Source organism: Rhizobium sp. P28RR-XV (assembly GCF_012641385.1).
Classification (GTDB): domain Bacteria; phylum Pseudomonadota; class Alphaproteobacteria; order Rhizobiales; family Rhizobiaceae; genus Rhizobium.
In genome coordinates this window covers 1-25,847 of record NZ_JABAIG010000014.1, presented here as the reverse complement: position 1 = coordinate 25,847, position 25,847 = coordinate 1, and the positions used below count along the sequence as shown (strand labels likewise).

24 protein-coding genes are annotated in these 25,847 nt (G+C 58.4%); 17 read left to right on the top strand and 7 right to left on the bottom strand.

Annotated elements, in window-relative coordinates:
• Window positions 1–43: 43 nt before the first annotated feature.
• Together HGP12_RS26435 and HGP12_RS26430 are read right to left on the bottom strand one after the other, a co-directional pair.
• Window positions 44–1,789 carry a thiamine pyrophosphate-binding protein gene (locus HGP12_RS26435; RefSeq protein WP_168879669.1) on the bottom strand — a complete coding sequence of 582 codons (1,746 nt, stop codon included), beginning with the start codon at window positions 1,787–1,789 and terminating at the stop codon, window positions 44–46.
• A gap of 7 nt (window positions 1,790–1,796) precedes the next feature.
• Window positions 1,797–3,251, bottom strand: a complete 1,455-nt coding sequence (locus HGP12_RS26430; protein WP_168879668.1) for an aldehyde dehydrogenase family protein — start codon at window positions 3,249–3,251, stop codon at window positions 1,797–1,799.
• Window positions 3,252–3,695: 444 nt separating this feature from the next.
• On the opposite strand from HGP12_RS26430, the gene HGP12_RS26425 reads away from it, so the two are divergent.
• The 12 genes from HGP12_RS26425 (at window position 3,696) to HGP12_RS26370 (ending at window position 15,326) form a co-directional block, all read left to right on the top strand.
• Window positions 3,696–4,241: a MarR family winged helix-turn-helix transcriptional regulator gene (locus HGP12_RS26425; RefSeq protein WP_246703538.1), complete on the top strand. Its 546-nt coding sequence runs from the start codon at window positions 3,696–3,698 to the stop codon at window positions 4,239–4,241.
• Between the two features lie 275 nt (window positions 4,242–4,516).
• A complete protein-coding gene (locus HGP12_RS26420; protein ID WP_246703537.1) occupies window positions 4,517–5,422 on the top strand; it encodes a fumarylacetoacetate hydrolase family protein in 906 nt (301 codons plus the stop codon).
• A 119-nt stretch (window positions 5,423–5,541) separates the two neighbouring features.
• On the top strand, window positions 5,542–6,714 hold the full coding sequence (locus HGP12_RS26415; protein WP_168879667.1) for an ABC transporter substrate-binding protein: 1,173 nt from the start codon (window positions 5,542–5,544) through the stop codon (window positions 6,712–6,714).
• A 45-nt stretch (window positions 6,715–6,759) separates the two neighbouring features.
• A complete protein-coding gene (locus tag HGP12_RS26410) occupies window positions 6,760–7,737 on the top strand; it encodes an ABC transporter substrate-binding protein (RefSeq protein WP_168879666.1) in 978 nt (325 codons plus the stop codon).
• A gap of 73 nt (window positions 7,738–7,810) precedes the next feature.
• Window positions 7,811–8,683 carry a branched-chain amino acid ABC transporter permease gene (locus HGP12_RS26405; protein WP_168879665.1) on the top strand — a complete coding sequence of 291 codons (873 nt, stop codon included), beginning with the start codon at window positions 7,811–7,813 and terminating at the stop codon, window positions 8,681–8,683.
• The gene (locus HGP12_RS26400; protein WP_168879664.1) at window positions 8,670–9,722 is read left to right on the top strand and encodes a branched-chain amino acid ABC transporter permease; all 1,053 of its coding nucleotides are present in this window, start codon (window positions 8,670–8,672) and stop codon (window positions 9,720–9,722) included. Before HGP12_RS26405 ends, HGP12_RS26400 begins: the two co-directional genes overlap by 14 nt.
• 6 nt (window positions 9,723–9,728) lie before the next feature.
• Window positions 9,729–10,478 carry an ABC transporter ATP-binding protein gene (locus HGP12_RS26395; RefSeq protein WP_168879663.1) on the top strand — a complete coding sequence of 250 codons (750 nt, stop codon included), beginning with the start codon at window positions 9,729–9,731 and terminating at the stop codon, window positions 10,476–10,478.
• Window positions 10,479–10,487: 9 nt separating this feature from the next.
• Window positions 10,488–11,198: an ABC transporter ATP-binding protein gene (locus tag HGP12_RS26390; RefSeq protein ID WP_168879662.1), complete on the top strand. Its 711-nt coding sequence runs from the start codon at window positions 10,488–10,490 to the stop codon at window positions 11,196–11,198.
• Between the two features lie 170 nt (window positions 11,199–11,368).
• Window positions 11,369–12,463: a cupin domain-containing protein gene (locus HGP12_RS26385; protein WP_168879661.1), complete on the top strand. Its 1,095-nt coding sequence runs from the start codon at window positions 11,369–11,371 to the stop codon at window positions 12,461–12,463.
• Between the two features lie 9 nt (window positions 12,464–12,472).
• Window positions 12,473–13,111, top strand: coding sequence for a maleylpyruvate isomerase N-terminal domain-containing protein (locus tag HGP12_RS26380; RefSeq protein WP_168879660.1), 639 nt, complete (start codon window positions 12,473–12,475; stop codon window positions 13,109–13,111).
• Window positions 13,112–13,179: 68 nt separating this feature from the next.
• Complete coding sequence (locus HGP12_RS26375) at window positions 13,180–14,403, top strand: CaiB/BaiF CoA transferase family protein (RefSeq protein ID WP_168879659.1); 1,224 nt, start codon at window positions 13,180–13,182, stop codon at window positions 14,401–14,403.
• Window positions 14,400–15,326, top strand: coding sequence for a hydroxymethylglutaryl-CoA lyase (locus tag HGP12_RS26370; protein WP_312862940.1), 927 nt, complete (start codon window positions 14,400–14,402; stop codon window positions 15,324–15,326). Before HGP12_RS26375 ends, HGP12_RS26370 begins: the two co-directional genes overlap by 4 nt.
• A gap of 51 nt (window positions 15,327–15,377) precedes the next feature.
• Here HGP12_RS26370 and HGP12_RS26365 read toward each other — a convergent pair whose 3' ends face one another.
• Window positions 15,378–16,571 carry a 3-hydroxybenzoate 6-monooxygenase gene (locus HGP12_RS26365; RefSeq protein ID WP_168879658.1) on the bottom strand — a complete coding sequence of 398 codons (1,194 nt, stop codon included), beginning with the start codon at window positions 16,569–16,571 and terminating at the stop codon, window positions 15,378–15,380.
• Window positions 16,572–16,769: 198 nt separating this feature from the next.
• A complete protein-coding gene (locus HGP12_RS26360) occupies window positions 16,770–19,157 on the bottom strand; it encodes a transketolase-like TK C-terminal-containing protein (protein WP_168879657.1) in 2,388 nt (795 codons plus the stop codon).
• Window positions 19,158–19,282: 125 nt separating this feature from the next.
• Here HGP12_RS26360 and HGP12_RS26355 point away from each other — a divergent pair, with 125 nt between their 5' ends.
• The 3 genes from HGP12_RS26355 to HGP12_RS26345 all read left to right on the top strand — a co-directional run bounded on the left by HGP12_RS26355 (window position 19,283) and on the right by HGP12_RS26345 (window position 21,491).
• The gene (locus HGP12_RS26355) at window positions 19,283–19,768 is read left to right on the top strand and encodes an Lrp/AsnC family transcriptional regulator (RefSeq protein WP_168879656.1); all 486 of its coding nucleotides are present in this window, start codon (window positions 19,283–19,285) and stop codon (window positions 19,766–19,768) included.
• A gap of 356 nt (window positions 19,769–20,124) precedes the next feature.
• Complete coding sequence (locus HGP12_RS26350; RefSeq protein ID WP_168879655.1) at window positions 20,125–21,111, top strand: NmrA/HSCARG family protein; 987 nt, start codon at window positions 20,125–20,127, stop codon at window positions 21,109–21,111.
• 230 nt (window positions 21,112–21,341) lie between these two features.
• Window positions 21,342–21,491, top strand: coding sequence for a CHAD domain-containing protein (locus HGP12_RS26345; protein WP_168879654.1), 150 nt, complete (start codon window positions 21,342–21,344; stop codon window positions 21,489–21,491).
• A 427-nt stretch (window positions 21,492–21,918) separates the two neighbouring features.
• Here the strand turns inward: HGP12_RS26345 and HGP12_RS26340 are convergent, their stop codons facing one another.
• The 3 genes from HGP12_RS26340 to HGP12_RS26330 form a co-directional block, all read right to left on the bottom strand.
• Window positions 21,919–22,209, bottom strand: coding sequence for a hypothetical protein (locus HGP12_RS26340; RefSeq protein WP_168879653.1), 291 nt, complete (start codon window positions 22,207–22,209; stop codon window positions 21,919–21,921).
• Window positions 22,209–22,661: a VOC family protein gene (locus HGP12_RS26335; RefSeq protein ID WP_205926654.1), complete on the bottom strand. Its 453-nt coding sequence runs from the start codon at window positions 22,659–22,661 to the stop codon at window positions 22,209–22,211. Before HGP12_RS26335 ends, HGP12_RS26340 begins: the two co-directional genes overlap by 1 nt.
• A gap of 752 nt (window positions 22,662–23,413) precedes the next feature.
• The gene (locus HGP12_RS26330) at window positions 23,414–23,842 is read right to left on the bottom strand and encodes a MarR family winged helix-turn-helix transcriptional regulator (RefSeq protein WP_168879651.1); all 429 of its coding nucleotides are present in this window, start codon (window positions 23,840–23,842) and stop codon (window positions 23,414–23,416) included.
• Between the two features lie 565 nt (window positions 23,843–24,407).
• Here HGP12_RS26330 and HGP12_RS26325 point away from each other — a divergent pair.
• Both HGP12_RS26325 and maiA read left to right on the top strand, forming a co-directional pair.
• Window positions 24,408–25,067 carry a fumarylacetoacetate hydrolase family protein gene (locus tag HGP12_RS26325; protein ID WP_312862939.1) on the top strand — a complete coding sequence of 220 codons (660 nt, stop codon included), beginning with the start codon at window positions 24,408–24,410 and terminating at the stop codon, window positions 25,065–25,067.
• The gene (gene maiA, locus HGP12_RS26320) at window positions 25,064–25,711 is read left to right on the top strand and encodes a maleylacetoacetate isomerase (protein ID WP_205926653.1); all 648 of its coding nucleotides are present in this window, start codon (window positions 25,064–25,066) and stop codon (window positions 25,709–25,711) included. The genes HGP12_RS26325 and maiA overlap by 4 nt, the downstream gene beginning before the upstream one ends.
• The last annotated feature ends 136 nt before the right edge of the window (window positions 25,712–25,847 follow it).

Here is a 25,847-nt window from a genome sequence, read left to right as displayed (position 1 = left end):
ATGGCTCCTGCGTTGAAGTCATATGCGTATGTGGAAAATGAAATTAGGATCCGCTCCTCAATGCGTTCGACATCGCCGGCGAATAGCCCTTCGCGGTATCGACCTCGAGGACGGCTGTGCCACCCTGATCAACGATATCGATTGCCTCTCTGATGGCGGCCTCGAGGGCGGCTGCACCCTGCAGAAGGCCGGGGCTCCAGGCTCCGAATCCTCTCGCGATCGCACTGATGTCGATGTCGGGTCCGGTCATGCCGATGCCAATATGCTTGTTTTCCGCAGGGCGGCCGCGATGTTTGGCAACCGTCTCCTGATGAACTTCGTCATTATAGAATGACCGGTTGTTGAGGACGATCATCAGAAGCGGAACCGCGTGCTTGACGCCTGTCCACAGAGCCGAGGCGTTCATTAGGAAGTCGCCGTCGCCGATTGCTGCAACGGGTAGGAGGCCGGTACCGAGATCGCGCAAGGCCAGAGCTGAGCCGACGGCCATCCCACATCCCGAACCGATGCCGCCGCCACCATCATAACCGAGCGCCGAAAGGGAATGATCCATGGGCCAGTCGGCTCCCGTCCAACTGAGCGGATTGCGCACGAGGCTCGTCCGTCGGTCCGAAAGCGCCTTGCGCAGCACGGTCGCAATGTCCTTTGGGGCCAGTTGGCCTTCGGGCGCCTCGGCTCCGAACGCTTCAGGCGCGGGAACAGCGGGCGCGGGCTCGGCACCAAGCGCTTCGGCGAGTGCCTTTACCACCTGATCCGGTTCGTTCAAAAACGTGATGTCGCTAGGATAAGGCGCGCCGCCATCCTTCGACCAGCCGCGGTGGGCGTGCGTGTCAAGGGATGCGCTGATGATGCGTTGTGCCAAAGGTCCGTCGCCGAGAACCGATTTGAGCGTGCCGCCGAAATCGATCCAGTCGAGATTGACGATGACATCCGCCGACTTGAGTGCCTCCTTGCTGGGGGCGTCAAGGAAAAAGCCGGCGCAGCTAACGACCGCAGGATGCGTCGACGGGAAGACCGAGCCAATCTTGAAATCCGCCAGGAGCCGGGCGGACAGTCGCTCAACCAGCCCGATCCGTCGGTTCCAGTCATCGTCATCGCGCGAGAGCCTTCCGGCCATCACGACAATATTCGTTGCGCCGGAAAGGATGCCGAAGGCCTGCCTGACAAGATCGGGATCTGGTGCAGGCGATTTTGGGGCGCGTCGACGCGAAAAATCCGCAACCGGCAGCGGTTCGGAAAGCTCTTGCTCCTGCAATGTGGCATCGAGGTTAATATACACGGGACCACGAGGCGCAGTGCCGGCGATCGCGGCGCCCTGGATAAGGGCATCGCGGCCGGCGCTGATGCTGCCGGGCTGGTCGTCCCATTTGACGAAATCGCGCACCACGCTTCCCTGATCCTGGGATGTGTGGATCCATTCGATCCAGGGCCGTCGTTTCGCAGCGTCGAGAGGACCAGTGGCACCAACAACCACCATCGGTACACGGTCGCAGAAGGCGTTGAAGATGCCCATGGATCCATGCAGGAGGCCGACATTGGAGTGGAGAGCAACGGCCATCGGCTTGCCGGTGACCTTTGCCCAGCCATGGGCGATCGCAACAGCCGCTTCCTCATGGACACAAAGGAGGATTTCCGGATTCCCGCCCGTGAAGTTGACCAGGCTATCGTGAAGTCCACGATAGCTCGCACCGGGGTTGAGCGCAATGTAGCGCAAGTCGAGGTCGCGAAGGGTTTCGGCGAACACGTCGGAGCCGTAGGTAGCGACTTTCTTGGTTAGGTTCTGGCTCATCGACATCTCAGAGGATCACGTTGATGGTCTTGGTTTCGGTGTAACTGTACATCTCCTCCCGACCTTCCTCTCGGCCGACGCCACTCGACTTCATGCCTCCGAAGGGTACGCCGATGAAATGCGAACTAGAGCCGTTGATCCAGATATGGCCCGAGCGAATGCGGCGTGCCATCCGCATGGCGTTGCGGATATCGTTGGTCCAGACTGCGCCAGTCAGTCCGTATTCGGTCGAGTTAGCCATTTCGACAGCCTGCTCGAAGTCATGCCATCTGCCGACGGCCATCACCGGCCCGAAGATTTCCTGCTGCCAGAGCCGCGTATCGGGCGTCACGCCGGAATAGACTGTGGGCTCGATCCAATAGCCCTTCTCGAAGCCCGTTCCGTCCGGCCGTCCGCCGCCTGCCAAACGCCGGATCCCGTCGCTATTGGCATTGGCAATGTGACCGAGGATCCGGTCGTAATGCGCTTTGGAGTTGACCGGACCGACATCTGTCTCGTCGCTCAACGGGTTGCCCATGCGCAGCTTGCGGACGCGCTCCACCACCGCTTCGAGAACGCGGTCATGGATATCCTCATGCAGCAGCAACCGGCTCAGCGAGCCGCAGGATTGCCCTTGCCAAGAGAAATTCATGCCGAACACGGCCGCGGCGGCCACCTCATCCGGGTCGCAGTCTGGGAAAACGATCATCGGATTCTTGCCGCCGAGTTCCAGCGTGATGTGCTTGACGGCCACCTCGGCGGCAGCCCGCTGGATGGCACGACCCGTATGCGGCGACCCGATGAAGGCGATACGCTTGATACGAGGATGCCTGACGATCAGGTCACCGGCGCCCGCGCCGTCGCCCGTTACGATGTTGAAGACACCCGGCGGCAGGACGTCCCGGGCAACCTCCGCAAGGATCATCGCAGAAAGCGGCGAGGTTTCCGGCGGCTTGACGATGACCGCATTGCCAACGGCCAGTGCCGCAGCGGTTCGGGCCACCGCGAACATGACAGGATGATTGAAAGGCGCGATCCGTGCCACGACGCCATATGGCTCATGTAGGGTCAGGTGCAGGTGACGCGTCGTGGCAGGGATTGTCTCCCCGCGAAGGTCGGACGCGAGACCTGCGTAATAGCGCAGGCTTTCCACGGCCGTCGGCACGTCGATGGCCCGCATCGGCCGGATCGTGTTACCGGTGTCGGCAACCTCAACTTCGAGGATCTCCTGGGCGCGGTCGGCTAGGCGATCGGCAAAACGGTTCATGATCTCGGCGCGTTGCATGGGCGTCATGGCCGCCCATTCCGGCCAGGCATTTTCGGCTGCCACGACGGCCCGCTCCACGTCTTCGGCCGTCGCGACAGGGACACGCCCGATGACCTCCTCCGTCACTGGGCTCACGGAGTCCATCCAGCCGCCGCTTGCGCTTTCGACCAATTCTCCACCGATGAGCATGCGCTCGCAGCTCGTTATCCTTGCCATCTTTGTCTCCTCCCTTGAAACATATGAAGTCGTCCCGCCATCCTGCGCCGTCAGAAGCGCGTCGCGGGCTGCTTATTTATCCGTCATGCTTCAGATTGACCTCGCTCGAGGCGCCTGGGGTCGATCCGAAGTGCGAAATCTCCGGGTCCCGCCACTCGGCAAGCACATGCATGCCAATCCCACTGGGCCGCGGCGCGTCATCCCAGCCTTAGATGTTCACTTCAAGATGTACGCGGACAGTCCGTGTACTGTCAATAGTTTTTGTCAACGCTAGCGAGCTCTCAATCGGCAAAGTCAATCCGAGTGAAAAGTGTGGCGACCGAAACTCTGTGGCGCAAAGGCAATGCGGCTTGCGTTTTTGAGAGAGGCACGGCAAGTTTGGCATAGTCTTCTGTGTGCAGATCATTATCTGACCGGGTGCCGGCAAATACGGATGAAATAAGCATGGTCAAAGCTGCAAATCGCAAAACGAAGAACACCGTGGATCAATCGCGGCCCAGCCTGATGGACATTGCCGACGTTTATGCGGCGCCCGGTCATCTGATCAGGCGAGCACAGCAGATTGCGGTTGCAATTTTTTTCGATGAATTCCGTGACTGGGATGTCACGCCGGTCCAGTTCGCCGCTCTGGTGGCTATCAAGGATCGGCCGGGCATGGATCAGCGGACGCTGGTCAACTGCATCGCTATCGACAGATCGACGGTCGGCTCCATGCTGAGAGTACTGGAAGAGCGGCGCATGATTTCCCGTGTGACCCCGAAAGAAAATATGCGGATCAAGCGGCTTTATATCGAGCCTGCGGGCGAAAAAATTCTTGATGAGACACGCGATGCCATACGTCGCGCTCAAGAGCGAATACTAGCCCCCCTCAAGGCTGATGAGCAAGAAATCTTCATGAAGTACCTGGCTAGGATCGTTGATCTCAACAACGAATTGAGCCGCGCGCCCCTGAGAATACACGCACGCGAAACGATGCCAGACATCGCCTGAACCCAAACGCATTCTGAATTCCTCGATAAGATCGCAACCGCGCCACGCGCGGCTTGAGGGCCTGTCCCAGCCGTACCTTAGCCACCAACGAAGCCGCAAGATCAGAATTGCTTGCGAAATCTCCAAGCTGTCACAGCACGCCTTTCGTTTCCGATCTGCAACATCGACCGGCCGTATTTTTCGGGCGTTCCCATTGACAGGGTAAGGACAATCAGTACTCTGTCGGTGAGGTGCTGCAGCCGCGTTGCACAGCAAAGCCCGGCTGTTGTTCCCGGTTGTCGCGGTTCGACAACTCAAGTGGAGGAAAATCAATTATGCGTTTGTGCCGTTTTGGAGAGGGCAGGCTGGGCGTTGTTCGAGGAGCAGAGGTTCTCGACGTTACGGATGCGCTGGATGATCTGCCTTCCTACAGATACCCTTTGCCGTCGGTCGACCAAGTCATTGCCAACCTTGGAACCCTGCGTCCGCGCATCGAGGCGGTCGCCGAAACGGCAGAGGCTTTTCCGCTGAGCGGGATTTCCTTGCTCAGCCCGGTTGCCAACCCCGGCAAGATTGTGGCTGCTCCGGTCAATTACAAGAAGCACCTCGAAGAGGCGCGCACCGATCCGGAAATTCATCACCAAAACCAGATCGCCGAAATCCAGAAGGTTGGCCTTTTTCTAAAGGCTACGAGTTCGCTTGAGGGACCGAGCAAAGGGGTGGAAATCCGACATCCCGAGCGCCGCAACGACCACGAGATCGAGCTAGCGGTCATAATCAGCAAAGCTGCCGATCGCATTTCGGCGGAGGAGGCGCTTGACTACGTGGCAGGTTATGCGATCGGCCTCGACATGACGATACGTGGCCCCGAGGAGCGGAGCCTGCGCAAGTCACTCGATACGTTTACCGTGCTTGGCCCTTGGCTGGTAACGGCCGACGAGATCCCCGACCCGAACGCAATCAGCCTCAAACTGAGCGTTAATGGCGAGACGCGCCAGGACGCCAACACACGGGACCTCGTCATTGGCGTGGCGGACCTTATTGCCTATGCATCATCGTTTTATACGTTGATGCCGGGCGATATCCTGCTGACAGGCACACCGGAGGGTGTCGGGCCGGTGGTGCCCGGCGACGTGATCAACGCCACGATCGAGCATGTCGGGACAATGGATGTGCAGGTGCGTGCAGCGCAGGCGCGCTGATAGCGCGGCGGCCCCGAAATCTCAAGCGGGCGTCGGTGATGCGCTGCTGCCGGATGGTTGATGATCTAGGCAGCTAAGGGCGTGGAGGCGCCCCGCGGCCGGCTTTGGAGGAGGACAAAATGAAAAAAATTCTATCGATGGCCGCCGTGTTCGCCATGCTGCCATTTGCCGTGTTCGCGCAGGAGCCTATCAAGATCGGCTTTATCTCGACATTTTCGGGGCCGCAGGGTGTGCTCGGAACCGAGCTTTCAGACGGCTTCAAGCTCGGTCTGCGCCATACACAGCAAAAACTTGGTTCGCGCGATGTCGAGATCGTATACGGCGATGATCAAGCCAAGCCTGATATCGGCCGCCAGCTGGCAGACAAAATGATTGAGAGCGACCGTGTGCAGATTGTCACGGGGATCAATTTTTCGAACGTTCTGCTGGCCGTCGCAAAACCGGTTCTGGATGCCGGCGCTTTCTATGTCAGCGTCAACGCGGGGCCGCATCAGTATGCCGGCAAGCAATGTCATCCGCATTTCTTCGCAGCCTCATTCCAGAACGACCAGACGAACGAGGCGATTGGGATTCACATGCAAAACCTTAAGCTGGACGACGTCTACATCATGGCGCCGAACTATCCGGCCGGGAAAGACATGCTCACGGGCTTCAAGCGTTATTTCAAGGGCAAAATCAGCGGTGAAGTCTACACCGCGTTTGGGCAGTTAGACTACGCGGCCGAGATTGCACAGATCCGAGCGGCCAAACCAAAAGCCGTGATGTTCTTCTATCCCGGCGGCATGGGTATTAACTTCGTCAAGCAGTACGCCCAGGCAGGCCTCAAGGACCAGATCCCATTGTTCGTCGGCTCTCATGTCATCGACCAGACGGTTCTGCCGGCAATTGGCGAGGCGGCGGTCGGTGTGCAGGCCGCAGCCCTGTGGAGCGAATCGCTGGATAATCCGGCCAGCAAGCGCTTCGCGAGCGACTTTGAGAAGGAATACAAACGCATTCCATCGCCCTACGCGGCACTAGCCTACGACACAGTACTGATGCTGGATGCTGCCCTTACCAGCATTGGCGGCAAGATTGAGGACAAGGCGGCCTTCAGGAAAGCCATGGAAGACGTCAAGTTCGAGTCCATCCGCGGTTCGTTCCGATTCAACAAAAACCATTTTCCGATACAGAACGCGTATCTGACGGAAATCGCGAAGGATAGCGCCGGGCGTTTCGTTAACGCCTACCGGGGCGTGATCGCCACGAATCTGCAAGACGCCTATGCGGGCGAATGCAACATGCCCACAGAGTGATGCCGCTGCTTAGGGAGGCCGCAGCCCACTGACTGAACGGTGACAATGGAGGAGGAAGGCGTGTTAAAACACAATCTTATCGGCGGCCTGGTTGCTTTAGCAGTCAGCGCTATCGGCACCGCCGAGGCTATGGCGCAAGAAAAGCTGACCGTCGCCATCGGCCAGCGTGGTGTATTCGAAAACTCGATCTCAGAACTCGGCCAACAGGCAGGCTTCTTTAAGAAGCACGGCGTCGAGCTCCAGATCATCTATACCCAGGGCGGCGGCGAAACCCAGCAGGCCGTCATATCCGGTAGCGCCGATATTGGCGTCGGCGTAGGAACCCTCGGGGTAATGGGTGCCTTTTCGAAGCATGCGCCGATCCGCATCATCGGGGCGACCATGACAGGAGCGGCGGATCTATTTTGGTACGTCAAGGCCGAATCGCCCATCAAGACGCTGAAGGATGCCGAGGGAAAGAGCGTGGCCTACTCCACTCGCGGATCCTCTACCCAAGCCGTGTTGCTGGGCTTGCAACAAGAGGCCGGGGTGAAGTTCTCGCCGGTCGCGACTGGCAGCCCGCCCTCCACATTCACACAAACGATGAGCGGCCAGATCGACGTCGGCTGGTCGGCGCCGCCCGTGGCCCTCGATGCAGCAAAGGCCGGCAAAATTCGCATCATCGCCCGCGGTAGCGATGTCAAACGCTTCCGCGATCAGACGGTGCGCGTGCTTGTCGCGAATGCCGGCGCTCTGGAAAAACGTCCGGATGCCATGGTCCGGTATATGCAGGGATACAAGGAAACCTTGGACTGGCTTTTCTCCGATCCCGCCGCGCTCTCGGCCTATGCCGCATGGGCAGGTGTCCCCGAAGAGATTGCCAAGACCATTCGCGACGAGTTCGCGGTCAAGGAAGACGTCAATCCCGAACGCATTTCCGGCCTGGATGCGGTGATGGCGGATGCCATCGAGTTCAAGTTCATCTCGACGGCATTGTCTGCGGATCAGCTTGAAACCCTCATCCAGCTTCCTAAGGCGAACTGACGCGGATCGCTGCCGGCAAATTCTGGGCTGCCGGCAGCCTCTCTCCCCGTAAACTCGTTGCCGAGAAAAAGCCATGACGCTCGCCCTATTTGCCGAACAACTTCTCAACGGTGTCCAGTTCGGGACGATGCTTTTCATCATGTCCGCAGGATTGACACTCGTCTTCGGGATCATGAACCTGATCAATCTCGCGCATGGCTCCCTGTATATGCTCGGCGCCTTCATGATGGCGACATTCCTGGCGCAGACCGGAAACTTTGCCTTTTCTGCGATCGGTGCGATCGCGGCAACTGCGCTCGTCGGCGCAATACTGGAACTGACAATCCTGCGGCGTTTCTACCGGCGTAGCCACCTCGACCAGGTTCTCGTCACTTTCGGCCTTATCCTCGTGTTCAACGATCTGACGCGAATGATCTGGGGGCCCATTCCTATCCCAATCTCGCTGCCGCAAGCGCTCTCCGGTTCGGTAACACTTTGGGAGGGCCTCCAGTATCCGACTTTTCGTCTCTTCAATCTGGTGATGGGCGCCTTCGTGGCGCTCGGACTATACCTCCTGGTGGCGCATACGCGCGCGGGGATGTGGGTTCGCGCCGGAGCCAGCGACCGGACAATGGCATCGGCGCTCGGCGTCGATGTCGAGCTGGTGTTCGTGATGATTTATGCGTCCGGCGCCGCATTGGCAGGGTTTGCGGGGCTGATGACGGGTGCTATCACCGCCGTTCAGGTTGGGATGGGCGAGCCTGTCCTCGTCCTTGCCTTGGTGGTTACCGTGATCGGCGGCATCGGATCGATCCGGGGGGCATTTGTCGCTGCCTTGATGATCGGCGTCGTCGATACGTTCGGGCGGGTACTTTTACCGCAAGCATTTGGCAACATGATTATCTTCATGATGATGGCGGCGATCCTCGCCTGGCGCCCGCAGGGATTGTTTGATGTCCACAACTGATCTTCCCGTCAAGCCAGTTGATCGCAAGGCCGGCACAATGTCGATCCGGGCCGTCCAGTGGGCGCCGATTGTGATTCTTCTGCTTGCGTTGGCGGTAGTGCCGCCTTTGGCGCTGGCGATGGATGAGCCTTTTGCGATCCGGATCCTGACCCGTATCGCCATCTTTGCAATTGTGGCCGTGTCGCTCAACATCGTCCTCGGATACGGCGGCCTCGTCAGCCTGATGCATGCCAGCCTGTTCGGCGTTGGCGGATATGTCGTTGCAATTCTCGCCTATCACGAGATGGAAGGCGATCTGCTGTTCGGCCTGTTTCAGGGCACGTCGGATCTCGCCATCTCGATTCCCGTGGCTGTGGCAGTCGTCGCGCTGGTCTCGGCGGTGCTCGGCGCCGTATCGCTGCGCACGAGCGGCAGCTATTTCATCATGATCACGCTGGCCTTCAACCAGATGCTCTACTTCTTCTTCGTCGCGCTGCAGCAGTACGGCGGCGATGACGGATTGCAAATCCTGTCCAGCATGCACTTTGTCTCGCTCGAGATCGGCGGCCGGGTCCTGTTCTTCTATATATGTCTTGCGATATTGGCGGTTGTCCTCGTTTTGGCGGCTGTTCTTGCCGAAAGTCGCTTCGGCATGCTGCTGCGCGCGATGGCGCAGAACGAGCGGCGCGTCGTAGCGCTCGGAGCATCGCCTTTGCGCTACAAGGTCGTGGCGTTCATGCTGTCTGGCGCGATCACTGGCCTTGCCGGGACATTATGGGCGACGAGCCAGAATTTCATCAGCCCGGCCGACATGTCATGGGTCCGTTCGGCCGACTTTGTCGTCATGATCGTGCTCGGCGGTATGACAACGGCCTGGGGAGCACTTGCCGGCGCCGTCATGTTTCTTCTGCTGGAAGCGGTCTTGTCGGCGTGGACGACATATTGGCAGCTTGTTTTCGGCATTCTCATCATCGGTTCCGCAATGACGTTGCGCGGCGGGCTCTCTGATCTGTGGCCAGCCTTATTGGGTCGAACGAAGTTCAACAGGGAGAGACACTGAGAGCTCATGGCCAAAACTCTTTTGTCCATTTCCCGACTTGTCAAACGTTTTGGCGGCGTTTCGGCGACCGATAGTCTGTCGCTGGATGTCGCAGCAGGAGAAACGCATGCTCTCATCGGGCCGAACGGGGCAGGCAAGAGCACCGTGATTGGCCAGTTGCAAGGCGAGCTCTTGCCTGACGAGGGAAAGATCCTTTTCGATGATCGCGACATTACCCGTGAGCCGGCCCATAGGCGCGCTTCGTTGGGCATCGCTCGGTCCTTCCAGATCACGTCGATCTTCCCGCGGTTTACTGTGCTGGCCAATGTCGTGATGGCCGTGCAGTGCCGGTCGGGGCTCAGTTTTCGCTTCTTTCGCCCGGCGATGCGGGAGGCGCAATTGCTGGAACCTGCCTGGGAGGCGCTGCGGGTCCTCGGGCTTGAACACCGTGCCGCGGTGGAGGCGGAGAACCTGTCGCACGGTGAACGCAGACAGTTGGAGTTGGCCATGGCGCTCGCCACTCGCCCACGTCTGCTCCTGCTCGACGAGCCGATGGCCGGTATGGGCCGCGCGGACGGCGCCCGAATGACCCGCCTCCTGTCCGAGCTAAAGAATAGCTACACAATTCTTCTGGTTGAGCACGACATGAATGCGGTCTTCACGCTGGCGGATCGGGTCAGCGTTCTGGTCGCCGGAAAGGCAATTGCCACCGGAACGCCCGATGAAATCAGGTCTAACCCGCTTGTCAAAAGCGCCTATCTAGGTAGAGTATCTTGAGGTGCGCCTATGCTGCTTGATGTCAGGGAAATCGAAGCATCCTACGGCCTGAGCCAGATCCTGTTCGGCGTCTCACTCGCTATCGGGGAGGGCGAGGTCGTTACCTTGATGGGACGCAACGGCATGGGCAAGACCACGACAGTATCCTCAATCATGGGCTTGCTGACCGTTCGTGGCGGGCAGATCGATTTCGCAAACAGGCGCATTGACGGCTTGCCGCCGCATCGCATCGCTCGGCTGGGAGCCGGGCTCGTGCCGGAAGGGCGGCGGATTTTTCCCAACCTGACAGTAGAGGAAAATCTGCAGATGGCGAGGATCAGGCGAGGCGCGGAGATAACCGATGCGCCGTGGACGCTGGAACGCGTCTACGAACTGTTTCCGCGGCTACGTGAAAGATACTCAAGCCAAGGCACTCGGCTCTCCGGCGGGGAGCAGCAGATGCTGGCCATTGGGCGCGCGCTGATGACAAATCCCAGGCTGCTTATCCTCGACGAAGCGACTGAGGGCCTCGCGCCTGTGATTAGGGACGAGATCTGGGCGTGCCTCAGCAGTCTGAAGCTGACCGGGCTTTCCATCTTGGTAATTGACAAGGAAGTCGAGGCTCTGTGCAGGATCGCCGACCGGCATTATCTGCTGGAGAAAGGGCAGATTGCCTGGACCGGAACAACTGCGGAACTCATGGCCGCTCCGTCGCTCCACGAAACCTATCTCGGCATCTGATCAATTTCCGCACGGCGCGATAAATCAATGACAACCATTTCCAGAGGATCTTGCAAGCAGATTGACAGTGTAGTGTTCATCAGTATACTGTTTAAACCTCATCCGGGTGGAGCAATTTGCAAGCCGATAGCCGGCGGATCTGGCTGGAGGCGTATTCCAGGGAGGAACACATGAACGATTCAAGCCACAGCAACATGGTGAAGCCTGAGGATACGCCGGAGCTTCGCCAGCTTTACGCCGATTTCGCGAGCGAACATCTGAGCCCTCTCTGGACCCAGATAGAGGACCTGGTGCCGTTCGTCCCTTCGCCCAAAGCGGTGCCGCATGTCTGGAAATGGGATCGCCTCTATCCTCTTGCTGAGCGTTCCGGCGATCTGGTTCCGGTGGGAAGAGGCGGTGAGCGACGTGCCATCGGTCTAGCCAATCCGGGACTGGGTGGAAAGGCTTTCATCAGCCCCACGCTTTGGGCGGCTATCCAATATCTTGGCCCGCATGAAACCGCGCCCGAACATCGTCATTCGCAAAATGCGTTCCGGTTCGTCGTGGAAGGAGAGGGGGTCTGGACTGTTGTCAACGGTGATCCCGTTCGGATGAGCCGAGGAGATTTGCTCTTAACGCCGGGCTGGCACTTCCATGGGCACCACAACAGCACAGACAAGGCCATGGCCTGGATCGACGGACTCGATCTGCCGTTCTGCTATCAAACGGATGTCGGCTTCTTCGAATTCGGTTCCGATCGCGTCACCGATTACGCAACACCGCGTTTTTCGCGCGGTGAGCGGTTGTGGTCGCATCCCGGTCTGCGACCGTTGTCGGAACTTAAGGATACCGTCAGCTCTCCGGTTGGCGCTTATCGCTGGGAACATACGGATCGCGCCCTGACCGAACAACTCCTGCTCGAAGACGAAGGGCAACCCGCGACGGTAGCGCAGGGTCACGCGGCGGTGCGCTATATCAATCCAACGACCGGCGGCGACGTGATGCCCACGATCCGTGCGGAATTCCATCGCATGCGGCAAGGTACGGTGACGGCACCGCGCCGCGAGGTCGGATCGTCCGTGTTCCAGGTGTTCGAGGGCAGTGGCTCGGTATTCTTGGACGGTAACGAAAACAAACTGGGCAAAGGCGATCTGTTCGTGGTCCCGTCATGGATCCCCTGGTCGCTGCAGGCCGAAACGCAACTCGATCTTTTCCGATTTTCCGATGCGCCGGTGATGGAGCGTCTTCATTTCGACCGCACGCTGGTCGAAGAGCGCCGACGTTAGGGAAACGCGATGATGAGTTACAGTGAAGCGGAGGAACGTGCCCGTCTGAAAGAACGCCTGGGAGCAGGCGCCAGGTACGATTCAGATGCAGCGCCGGGCCAGGCGCTGTTGATGGCAAGGCGCGGAACCGCGTACTTCGCGCGAAGACTGAACGAGCTCTCCGATGCCGATCTCGACGGGCCCTCACTTGTAGAGGGCTGGAGTCGTCGGCACGTCGTAGCGCATGTCGGTTACAACGCGCGGCGGTTGGCTCGTATTGCGGGCGCCGCACGACGGGGCATGCGGAACGAGCTACCGCCCGAGGCCGACGGCCCGCCTGAGACAGTTGAGTTCGGCTCGACGCTGCCGGCCCATGCACTGCGATATCTCTTTAAACATTCCGAGGTACATCTGAACGTGGAGTGGCGCGATTTGCCGGCGCAAGGTTGGCCGCTGTCGATTGAGATAATGGAGGGGGTTGCGATACCGGCTGCGACCACTCCGCTGATGCGGGCCCGGGAAGTCTGGTTGCAGGCCGTCAATCTCAACAACGGCGCCTCGATTGCCGAGGTGCCGGCGATACTAGCTGAACAATTGCGGCGCGATGTTCCCAAAGGACCGAAGGCGAACTTCCTCGACGTTCCGCCGACGGGCGCCAAACTCACATAAATCGGTCGCGTGACCACAGCGCGTGTTGCACCGGAAGGCCAACGGGGCCGTAGCTGGAAAGATAAAAAATGGCACGTACATCCCATGGACCGCTGACCGGATTGCGCATCCTGGAGATCGGTCATTTCATAGCTGCGCCATTTGCCACGCGGTTATTGGCGGATCTTGGGGCGGAAGTCATAAAGGTCGAACCTCCATCCGGGGACCCCGTCCGTCAATGGGGAAAGCAGCTCAATGGGGCTTCGCCGTGGTGGTCGCTGCACGGCAGAAACAAGAAGTCCATCACGCTAAACCTCAAGCATCCGAAGGCAATCGAGATTGTCTTGCAGCTTGCGGCGTGCTCTGATGCTCTGGTCGAGAATTTCAGGCCAGGTCACCTCGGCAAGCTGGGTTTGAGCGAGGATGCTTTGAGGAAGGCGCGTCAGGATCTGGTCATTGCTCGGATCACCGGCTTCGGACAGGACGGCCCCTACCGGAACAGGGCGGCATTCGGTGTTATAGGCGAGGCGATGGGCGGATTGCGCCATCTTACCAATCATCCTCCCGGCTCCTCCGATCTACCTCCTGTCAGGGTCGGTGTAAGCATCGGTGACTCGGTTGCTGGCCTATATGCGGCGTTCGGGCTGATGGCAGCTCTATGGCAGCGCGATCGAACATCCGGGGACGGCGTCGGCAGGACGCTCGACGTAGCGTTGACTGATTCCGTATTGAGCTTGATGGAGGGAATGCTGCCAGAATACGGAGTGTTGGGAGAAGTGCGCCAGCCGACAGGCTCACGCATCGTTACGGCCGCCCCTTCCAGCGCATATCCGACAAAAGATGGCAAATGGCTGTTGATCGCCGCCAATTCGGATCCGCTCTTTGCGCGGCTCGCACAACTCATGGGAAAATCCGAGCTCGCGCGGGACCCCCGCTATATCGGCAACCGCGAGCGAGTGGCGAACACAGAAGCGCTGGATGAGATCATATCGTCCTGGACGCTGCAGATGACCGCTGCAGATGGCGACCGGCTGCTTAGCGAGGAGGATATTCCCTGCACGCAGGTTTACACCGCAGTCGAATGCGCCGCCGATCCTCAATACCGCCAGCGTGGCATGGTCCGGGAGATCGAGGATCCGCGGCTGGGCACCGTGCTTCATCCTGGCATCGTACCCCACATTCCTGAAAATCCTGGGACCGTCCGCTGGCCGGGTTCTGCCATTGGCGCGCATACCGAGGAGATCCTGGAGCAGTTGATCGGTATGGGCGGGGCGGACATCGACACGCTTCGCCAGGAGGGAGTGATCTCGTGACAACATCAATCGCACGTGACGTGGATATCGTCGAGGTCGGACCCAGGGACGGTTTCCAGGGTATCGATCTGTTCATTCCGACTGAGCAGAAGATTTCCTTCGTGGAAAGGGCTGCCGCTGCGGGCCTGAAGCGTATCGAAGTTGGATCATTCGTCAGCGCCGCGGCCATCCCGCAACTGGCCGATACGGCTTCAGTTCTCAAATCGGCCCTTTCCCTCTCGCCCGTTCTGCCTCAGGTGCTGGTGCCGAGCGAGAAGCGTGGCAAGGAGGCGATGGAGAATGGGGCGCGGATGCTGGTTTTCGTGCTGTCAGTCAGCGAGCCGCACAACAGGAACAACGTCCGTCGCACACCAACGGAATCGGCTGCGGAGTATCAGCGTTTGATTGCGTCCGTTCCTGAAGATGTGGGCATCCGTCTCAGCCTTGCGACCGCTTTCGATTGCCCCTTTGCTGGGCGCGTCGACGAGCGCGAAACGCTCGCGATGATCGAGCACCTGTTGCCCTGCCGACCCAATGTCGAGATTTGCCTTTGCGACACCACGGGACGGGCCGATCCAGATCACGTTGGAACCCTGTTTCGCGCAGCCGTGAGCGCGTTCGGCGATAGCCCGACATGGTCGTTCCACGGCCACGATACGTATGGTATGGGCCTTGCCAACGTTCATGCCGCCTTCAGGCAGGGCGTGCGGATCTTCGATGCCTCCTTCGGCGGACTGGGCGGATGCCCGTTCGCGCCGGGTGCCACCGGGAATGTCGCAACGGAGGATGTGGTCTGGATGTTCGAGCGCATGGGGATCGCGACCGGCATCGATTTTGGGGCACTTATTGATCTCAGTTGCGATGCAGCGGCAATCCCCGGAGCGATCTCCGGCGGTCGGGCCCGAGAAGCGCTGAGTGCGAAAAGGTCGGTCTGCGTTGCCTGAGTAGCGTCCATCAAGCCGCAGCCGACCGCCTCGGTGCGGGCTGTCTCATTTTCATGAAACTCCGCTCAATCCCGAGCCGTCATAGAGCCATGAGGCTGCATCGTAATAATCCTCGAGCGACATCGAGCTTAGCTTCACGTTGCGCGCTTTTGCTCCTTCGCCGGCTTGATGGAAGATGAGCTCTCCCATTTGCCGTGCAGATGTCTGAACCCGGCCCGTCCGACCGATGCGCGCAAGTCTGTAAGCTTCGAAGGCGTGTTCGAAATCGCGGCTGCTGCGGTCGACCTCATGGGCGAGGCGCACTGCATCTTCAAGTGCCATGCACGCGCCTTGGGCCATATATTGCAGCATCGGATGCGCTGCGTCGCCGAGAAGAACGACCTTGCCGTCGCGCCAGTTGGTGACGGGCTCGCGGTCGCACAGCACCCAATATTTCCAGTTTTCGCCATGCTCGATGATTTGCACCGCGGTCGGATGAATATGCGCGAAGTTCCGGCGTACTTCCTCTTTGCTTGCAGAAACGCCGGCTACCGGATCGGCCGCGCCATTGTCGCTTGTGATCACGAGATTGAAGGCCTTCCAGTCCGACAACGGGTAATGAACCATATGGCATTTAGGTCCGATCCAGATCGTCATGGCATTCCAGCGCAATTGCTCTGGCATCTGCTCTGTCGGAATGACGGACCGGTAGGTCGTGTGCCCCGATATCCGTGGCTCGCCGTCGCGAATAACCTGCGCCCTGACGTTCGATCGAAGGCCGTCTGCGCCGACCAGGGCCGCACCGCTGACCTTTTCGCCTGTTGCGAGAAAGGCCGTGACGCCGTGTTCATCCTGCTCGTAGGATCTGACTTCGCAGTTCGTGCGCAGCGTGATCAGTTCTGACGCATTGCAGTAGCGTAAAATCAGAGAATGGAGCTCGCCACGATGAATGACTGCATAGGGGTTTTTGAACCGCGTGCGAAAATTCGCATCGAGCGGAATGGAAACCACCTGTTCGGCCGTGGTGGCATCCATGACCTTGATGGTTTCCACAAAAACTGCGATTTTGCGAGCCTCGTCGCCGATCCCAAGATAGTCGAATGAATGAAAAGCATTGGGGCCAAGCTGGATGCCTGCGCCGATCTCCCCAAGTTCCGGCGCCCGCTCAAGAACGACCGACGGGATCCCGACATTTGAAAGCGCCAAGGCAGCCGCAAGTCCGCCGATACCGGCGCCGGATATCAGAACGACCTGATTATTCAGCATGAATTCCTCCCCCACATACGCTACGCTCCTACGATAATATCAGAGTAATGACAATCAGTAAGCTGACGATACCGTCGTGGGTGCTGTCAGTCAACAAATTCGTGACCAGACCATCTTTGTGAGTTGAAAGGCGCGCCGACGAAAAAGGCCCGAAGCAGTTCCGGGCCGATTGACGTGCTGGAATCTGGACGAACGTGTCTAGCCGGCCTTGTACAAGAGAGCCGGGTGTATTGCCGCGTCGGCAGCTTCAATGATTGAATCCGTGTCGATCCCGAAATGCGCATAGAGGTCCGCGATCGTTCCCGTCTGACCGAAATGCTCAACCCCGAGATTTGTGGCTACACGACCATGAACCGAACCCAGCCAACCTAGCGTTGCCGGATGGCCATCCGTCACGGTAATGATGTGCGCGTCCTGGGGCACGGTCGCGAGAAGCGTTTCCACATGACTGCGGGCTGTCGCAAACCCGTGCCGCCGGGCCCGTTGCGCGGCATTCCAGCCGCTGAATAGCCGGTCAGCGGATGTAATGGCGAGGACGGCAACGTCGCGATGGCGTTCCGCAAGCCTGCCTGCCGCCGTCAGGACTTCAGGTGCGACGCAGCCCTGATAGGCCAGCACTAGCCTGGTATTATGGCTCGCTTCGCGCAGCCAGTATCCTCCGTCAATGACGCCGCATCGGAACGCTTCGCCCTCTCGGCGTGGAGGCTGTTCAAGGGGACGGGTCGTCAGCCGTAGATAGACTGAGCCGCCAGCCTCGTCGCGCAGCCATGTCCGCTTGTCATGCTCCGCCCCACCCTGGCGCTGCATGTAGTCGAAAGCCCACTGCATGATGATCGAAAGCTCATCGAGGAAAGCAGGCTCAAAACTGGCTAAACCGTCCTGGCTCATGCCGATCAGCTGTTGCCCGATTGATTGATGCGCGCCACCTTCGGGCGCGAGCGTTACGCCGGAGGGGGTACCCACAAGCATGAAACGGGCGTCCTGATAACAGGCATAGTTCAACGCATCCAACCCGCGCGCCACGAAAGGATCGTATACCGTTCCAACTGGAAGCAAGCGTTCCCCGAAAAGTGAATGTGATAGGCCGGCGGCCCCCAGGAGCAAACAAAGGTTCATCTCAGCAATCCCGAGTTCGATATGCTGCCCCGAGGGGCCGAACGCCCACTTCTGCGTCGAGGGGACTTTCTCGTCGTGAAAAATGTCGGCCTCGGGTGCACGAGAGAACAAGCCCCGTCGATTGACCCAAGGGCCTAGATTGGTTGAGACAGTAACGTCGGGCGCCATGGTGACGATCCGGTTTGCCAATTCGTCATTGCGGCGAGCGATGCCATCCAGGATCTTGCCAAATCCCGCCTGGGTGGAAAGCTCACGGTCTTCGAGGAACACCGTATCTCCGGGCGAAACATGCGCCGCGTTGCGCCGACGCATGCCCTTCGAGAAAAACGGCACGGACTTCAAAAACGCATGAAGGTAGTCGGGATTCCCGACGGCACCGAATAGGTCCCACTCGTGTCCGGGGTCCACGCCAACCCGCCGCTGGAACTCGTCCATTTGCGCCTTCGTCATGAGCCCTGCGTGGTTGTCCTTATGGCCGGCAAGCGGCGTGCCCCATCCCTTGATTGTATAGGCCAGAAAAACCGTCGGCCGATCGTGATCGATTTGACCGAACGTCCGCACGAGCGTTTCGATACAGTGTCCGCCGAGATTGTTCATCAGTTCGGACAGTTCGTCGTCGCTGCGCGCAGCAATCAGCCGGCTGGCACCCCCTTGATCTCCAATCTCGTCATTCAGCTTTTTGCGCCAAGCCGCGCCGCCCTGAAAAGCGAGCGCAGAATAGAGCTGATTGGGACACCGGTCGATCCAGTCGCGCAACGCGCGGCCGCCCGGTTCACGAAACGCTGCCTCCTGTAACACGCCGTATTTTAGAACACAGGCATCCCAGCCGAACGCTTTGAAGATCGCCTCGATGCGTTTCCAAAGCCCCTCTCGCACAACCCCATCCAGGCTCTGCCGGTTGTAGTCTATGATCCACCAAGTGTTGCGCAGATCATGTTTCCACCCTTCTTGAAGGCACTCATACACGTTGCCTTCATCAAGCTCGGCGTCCCCTACCAATGCGATCATTCGGCCTTTCGGTCGGGCAGCAGAAAACGGCTTCGATGCGATATAATCCTGAACGATAGAGGCAAAGGCGGTGATCGCGACGCCTAGGCCTACGGAGCCCGTGGAGAAGTCCACGTCGTCGGTATCCTTGGTTCGGCTTGGATAGGACTGGGCGCCGCCAAAGCCTCGAAAATTGATCAGCTTTTCCCGGGTCTGGTTGCCCATTAAATACTGGATCGCGTGAAACACCGGTGAAGCATGCGGTTTCACCGCTACGCGGTCCTCAGGTCTGAGGGTATGAAAATAGAGAGCGGTCATGATCGACGCCATCGAGGCGCACGATGCCTGGTGACCGCCCACCTTAACCTCTCCCTTTTCGCGAATATGGTTCGCATTGTGGATCATCCAGCATGCATGCCATAGGATCTGGCGCTCCAGGTCTTTCAGTGCCCGCAAGGTGTCTTGGCGAAGCGTCGATGTCATCACGTTGTTCTCCTCTCGCTTGACGAAAACTATCATCCCGACAGCGAAAATTCTGACCTATTCCTCTTGATTGTCACGGTACTGACGGTCAGTCTTGCCGGATAGGACTGAAAGGGAGAAAACTCATGCCACTTGTGACCTATGATGAGGCGACGCTAAGGATCCTCGAGCTTTTGCAGCAGAACGCCGAGCTGAGTGTGGCCGAATTGGCGGCTGCCGTCGGCCTGTCGTCATCGCCCTGCTGGCGGCGGGTCAACGAGTTGAAGGAAACAGGCGTGGTCAAGGGTGCGGTCACGCTTGTTGATGCGTCCATGCTCGGGTTGGCCGTCAATGTTTTCGTGCACATTTCGCTGAAACTTCAAGACCAAGCATCGCTGGAGGTCTTCGACACTGCCGTGAAGTCAATGCCGGAGGTTATGGAGTGTTACCTGATGACCGGCGAGTCCGATTACTTGCTGAGGATCGTAGTGGAAGACATTCGAAAGTATCAGTCGTTCGTGATCGACAGGCTCACGACGATACCTTGCGTATCCAACATCCGGTCAAGCTTTGCACTCGGTCAGATAAAGTATACGACGGCACTCCCAATCGACCACCTGCGGAAAAAGTAAACTCCTTCACGCACAGATCGCCGTGATCGTTGAGCTTTTCGATTGCCGTGGGTTTGAAAGGCATGTTTTCTCCGGTCCCGGCTAAAAAGAAATCAAGTCGTTCGTCGCACTCACGAGACACCGTCCGAGTTATAAGCCTTGCTAAAAGCTAGCCCCCTCCCGGCAGAGCGTTGGGTCGGCCACCGATGCGAGATCTGGCGCTGCGTAGCCACCTGCGCCAATCTTGCGGTCGCGAAGACCGATCCGAGCAAGTCCGCCGATGTGTCAACTTCTGGAATTGAGTGATCCATCAATGGATCAATCAAGTCGACCTGAGATGATACAATCACGCGATTGATGTTTGATGATAAGCGACGGTGACCGCCGACGATAAGCTATTGGTGCGTCGAAGTATCGTGTTTTTGATTGCCTTTCCGAACGTGCGCTGGGAGACGACATTGATGAATCAGAAAAAGCCTGTGGTTGTAGTTTGCGGCGCAACTGGAAAACAAGGTGGCGCGGTGACGAACGCGCTGCTGAAGCTTGATCGTTTTTCCGTTCGGGCATTGGTACGTGACCCGGCGCGTGCGCACCATTTGGAGCAGAGGGGCGTCGTTCTCGTGCGCGGCGATCTGCTGGAGCTACCGTCGCTGATTGAAGCTTTCTCGGGGGCAGACATCGTATATGGGCTCACCCAGCCGTGGAAGCCGGGGGCCAGGACAGCGGATGTGGACAGCGAGGTAATACAGGGTAAGAACATCATTGACGCCAGTCGTGAGGTCGGCGCTACGCTGGTCATATCGACACAGATTCATGACGGCGAGGCACCCAGCGGCATCCCACATGCAGATTCCAAGCTTGAAATCGAAGCGTACGCTCGAGCGTCGGGCATCCCGCTGGTCAACGTACGTCCGGCGTCATTCCTAGACAATATCGGGGCGGAGTGGTTTCCCGTACGCAAAGGAAAGGTGCAGGGGCTGGCTGATCGTGATGCCAAGCTCCCCTATATCGCCACCCGTGATATTGGGCGGGCAGTCGCCGCTGTCATCGACCGCCTGCCGGAGCACGTGGGTGGGCACGTAAACCTTATCACCGGCCTCTATTCAGGGGATGATATCTGCGCCGCTCTCTCAAGCTTGCGAAGCGGCGAGAGCTTCCGCTACGTCACGTATCCCAAATTCATAATGTGGTTATTCTTCACGGAATTCTACAAGATGCGCACTGCCTTCGAGAAAATGGGACGCCCACCACTTTCGCCCGAATACGCGATCGGCCTCACCACTACAGCCGCTCTGATCGAGGATCCCTGGACCCTCTACGACTTTTTGCGCGAGCAGGGTTGGGCACAACGGAACTTAAGTTAGACCGATGCAATTGCGCCCCTGGCTTGCTGAATTGGTCCTGCCCCGTGCTGGCGCTGGCCGGCCCCATTGCCACTTTTGTCTATCTGGCAGAACCTTTCTCTTTGGAGCGTTATCTGCCATTACCCCACTTGCAGGATATGCTTCAACGGATCAAACCCTTACCCAGCTGACGGCACCAGTGGCGTACCGTCCAATCGTTCGCGATCCGCGTGCCGGAGAGGGACGGCAGCGTGCTGGCGAAAATTGACGATGAGCACCGGCACGAAGTCCGCGAAGAAGGGAAGAAATTCAGATATGCCACTGATTTCTTCACATTGCTGTTCGACGACAAGCGCGGGGCGCGGCAGCATAAGAAGCTTCCGGCTGCCATGCAGGGCTGATGAGTTTGGTGCGTTGAACGACCTTGCCACGGTGCTACAGTTCTTGGTCAAGCATGGCCTTGCCGATCATGCGGCCGCAGACAGCGTTATCTCCCATAGCGATATGCCGTCATTGCCTGCGAAGGCGGAGGCTGCGGTTGATGAAGTGCTCGATACCAAATGGTTCTCGAGGTAGGCCGCCGCGGAAAGTAATTTCTTGAAAAATTGTTGTGCCGCTTATCGATAATCAGGACATGTTCTTGAAGCGATGAGACGAGAGAAATGGATACCGGTTCGCAAGCGGTCGAGGACATCCCAGAACTATAGCCTATCGAAAACGAAAAAGCCTGCCGCGGGAGGAGGTGCGGCAGGCTTTTTGAGGATTTGAACAACGGCCGGGAGGAGAGTGCCGTTGTCCGTCAGGCCTCCCTTGGAAGGAGTGGGCCACCTAAAACACGAGGCGTTGCGGCAGGCGCATCGATGGCCCAAAGGTACCAAAAGATGCGACGAGTGCCAGCGCTCTGATCGCAGTGCAGCTATGCGTTTTCCGCACTGCAACATCGAATCCGTTTTTTTCTCGTTCATATTGGCCTGAAGCAGCCTTGACGGTCGCTGCAAAATCCGGACGGAAGCACATCCTTTTACCGCCGTCAGGGGGCCACGAACGGGCTCGGCAGCGCTGGAGCGGTGCGATCAGATCCAGGCTAATCGCATATCCGATCGCAAGAGCTTTCGACATTACAAAACTCCTTTCTTCCGCATTTCTTCCTTCGCGGCCTCGCTCTTGTCGGCAGAGACACCCAGCGCCTTAAGTACGACGGCCGACTTGGTGAACTGGACTTCGCGGTATTCGACGATTTCGACATGGTTCCCCCAAGGGTCGAGAAAATTGAATGGGCGACCTTCCGGAACGATCGCGCCGGCCGCGGTGGCAAGGTCCATGACGCTCGATCTGTCGTCGACGACCAGACCGAGATGACGGTGCGTGTCGCGCTCTTGTGTCCTGCCACGGCTCAAGGCGAGGAACTGGTCCCCCATATCCACGAAAGCCATCTGTAGGACACCGCGCTCATCACGGTGGCTCCCGCGGAGCTGGAAATCGAAGACCTCGCCATAGAATTCGAGCGCTGCGTCGACATCATCGACCTCAAGCGCGACGTGGTTTATACCGATGAGCTTGGGTTTTGTCATGCTTATCTCCCGCATTTATGATGTGTTGGGCATAACGCGACATGACCAATAGAGTTCAGATAGTTCTTCCTGCGGAAGAAGACAGCGATTTCGCTTTGAGTTCAGCGCCGTCGATGCGCATGGCCGTTTCGCTGACATAAAGCAGGCAAGTTGCATCATCTCGGTCCCATTGCTGCGCGTTAACGGGCCGTTGCTTTAAAAAAGAGTTGCGATGGGTGATCTTACCCGGTGGAAGCGACCGGCTGGAGAGCCAGCTTCCGAGTTGACGTTGGTTTGGAGGTCATTGAGCATAAAATGGGAGGGAGCTGCGTGATCAGTGGTTGAACTGCCTGGTTATTGATCCGCCTCGCCTCGCTCTCATAATCCAGTGGATCGTTTGCCCGAGGGACCGCCTCCGACACAAGAAAATCATGGAATTCCTCGACTGGTTACGGCTAGAAGGGGATCGTTGGCTGGCGTCGCGACTTTCTGCATCTTAGGTCAAACAATGACGCCGCAGACGCAGCCATATCTCAACGATTAGGCTGAAGACGATTGCCGGTGCTAGGAGGTTCGCCGGTTTCGTCTGCCGCCGCATCCGTACCTTCGTGGAATCATCTCGGAGGGACACGCCAACTGGCGAGCCACACCAGGGCCAGTCCAGCCCAAGGATCATTCGGGTGACGTGCTTATTCCCCGGAGAAATGAACAGATCAACAGGATTAAGGTTGCCGATCGCCGCATCTCACTGCGATTTAGGAGATCAATAGCAACTACAGGTCAGGATCGCAGATCGTTGTGATGAGATGGATAAAGCAATCTCGCTCTTCCGCTGACAGCGTTCGCAGAATTTCATCCTGAATTTCTAAAACCACGGGACGGATTTCGTCGAGAAGCTTATTGCCGTCGCCGGTCAACGTGAGCGTGCGAGCGCGTCGATCTGATTCCTTGATAAGGCGCCACAGGAGCTGGCGCGCCTCCAGGCGAGAAACCACGTCACCGATCGTCACCTTGTCCATCGCTACAAAGGTCGCGAGCGTGGCCTGATCAATCCCGGGGTTCTCTTGTATCGCGGAAAGGACCGCAAATTGAAGTTGGGTCAGATCGAAGCCGGCCGACTGCATTTTCTGGGTGAATATCGCCACTGAATGCTGATGAAGGCGGCGGATCAAGTGGCCAGGGAGCTTGTGGATGAAAGGCATGCCGCCTCTTATCAGTCAGACGTCAGGCCAGCAATTGACAAATGTCATTAGTAAGTATACGTATTAATATAATTAAGGAGGAGCGAAATGGCCAGTCCGATGCGGGCAGGGGACACTGCGGCGCTATGCAAATTTCCACGCGCACCCACTTCAATCCCTATCAGTCCAGCTTTGCGATTTGACGCCCGACCATCCTTGGCCAAACGCGATGGCCCTGTACGGAAATGGGCACATTTGCGCCCACTTGCCCATGCGTCCCGATGAATAATCTCGATGCCCTGCGTCAGGCTCTTGGGGGAGCCACAATACGTTGGCACGCCGAGCATCGTATGGCGCGACATGCCGGATCGTTTCGGAGATATCAATGCGGACGCTGCTTCGAGGCTTTTGCGTCCTGCAGCGACCGAGCGGAGCTGGCGTATCTGCCGCGATGCGCTCGAACTCGACAACGGAGGCCGGGAGCACTGGTTGCCGCCCAGGCTGCAAAGACTGATTCTATTACATCAAAGCAAAGGAAAGCTCGATGACGAAAGCCAATCTCTTTCCGTCCCCTGCCTGGCCTGCCGTGCCGGTCAAGGGCGAGGCGGAAAACTATCCAATCCATCGCATTTTCTGCGTGGGGCGCAACTATGCTGCCCATGCTGCCGAAATGGGGGTCGCGGTTGATCGGGAAGCTCCATTCTATTTCACCAAGTCGGCGCTCGCCACCACGCAAACCGGTTCAATTATCCCCTATCCGCCAGGCACCGGCGATTTCCATTACGAAATGGAACTTGTCATCGCCATCGGCGCTTCTGCTTTCCGCGCTGATCGCACAGCTGGAGGGGAGGCGGTTTATGGCTTTGCCTGCGGCTTGGACATGACGCGCCGGGACCTTCAACTGGACGCGCGGGCCAAGCAGCGTCCGTGGGATTTGGGAAAAGATGTGGAACAATCCGCAGTTTTCGCGCCTATCACCAGGAAGAATGATTTCGGCACGATAGGACGACAGCGCATTCATCTGGAGGTAAACGGCGAAACGCGGCAGGAAGCGCGGCTTGACGATCTTGTCTGGAAGATCGACGAGATCGTCAGCCATCTCTCGCATTTTTATCACCTTGAGCCGGGTGATTTGATCATGACCGGTACGCCGGCCGGGGTTGGTGCTGTGGTGGCAGGCGACGTCATTACAGGCGGCATCGATGGTCTCGATCCCATCGCATTGACGATAGGAACGGCCGAATGATCCAGTTTTACGGCTATTTCCGCTCTTCTTCTGCCTATCGGTGCCGCATCGCCTTTAATCTGAAGGGTGTTAGCTATGAGTTCCGATCAGTGCACTTGCGTAAGGATGGTGGCCAACAGAAGAGCCCAGCTTATCGCTCCCTCAATCCGCAGGCACTCGTGCCGACGCTGAAGACCGGAGCTTTTCACTTGACGCAGTCGCTTGCCATCATCGAATGGCTGGACGAAACGCAGCCGGGGCCGAAACTATTGCCGCATGAGGCCGATCTTCGCGCCAAGGTGCGCGCCTTCGCGCAGGTCATCGCCTGTGATGTGCATCCGCTCCAAAACTTGCGCGTCCTCGATTATCTGAAGGCGGATTTTGGCGCGGATCGGGCAGCCCTCGACGCCTGGTGTCGGCGGTGGATCACCGACGGGCTTTCTGCCTGCGAAACCCTTCTCTCGGAATACGGCTCTTCGCCTTTTTGTTTTGGCGAACATCCGACGCTGGCCGACATCTGCCTCGTGCCGCAGATCTTTTCGGCACAGCGTTTCGGCGTCGACCTCGGGGCGATGCCGCGCTTGCGAGCTATTCACCAGGCATGCGAAGCTCTTCCCGCTTTCAGCGAGGCGCATCCAAAACGCCAGCCTGATTGGGAATCGTAAATCTCCGGACTCTGTTGCAAGAATTCCGGTTGGTTGGCGAGGTCTTGTTTTCTCTGCCGTTACGCGGCCTGACCTTCGAGATTTGAAGCGAGCAGGGCGACGGCTTCCGTCAAGGCGCTCGGTCCGATACCGAAAG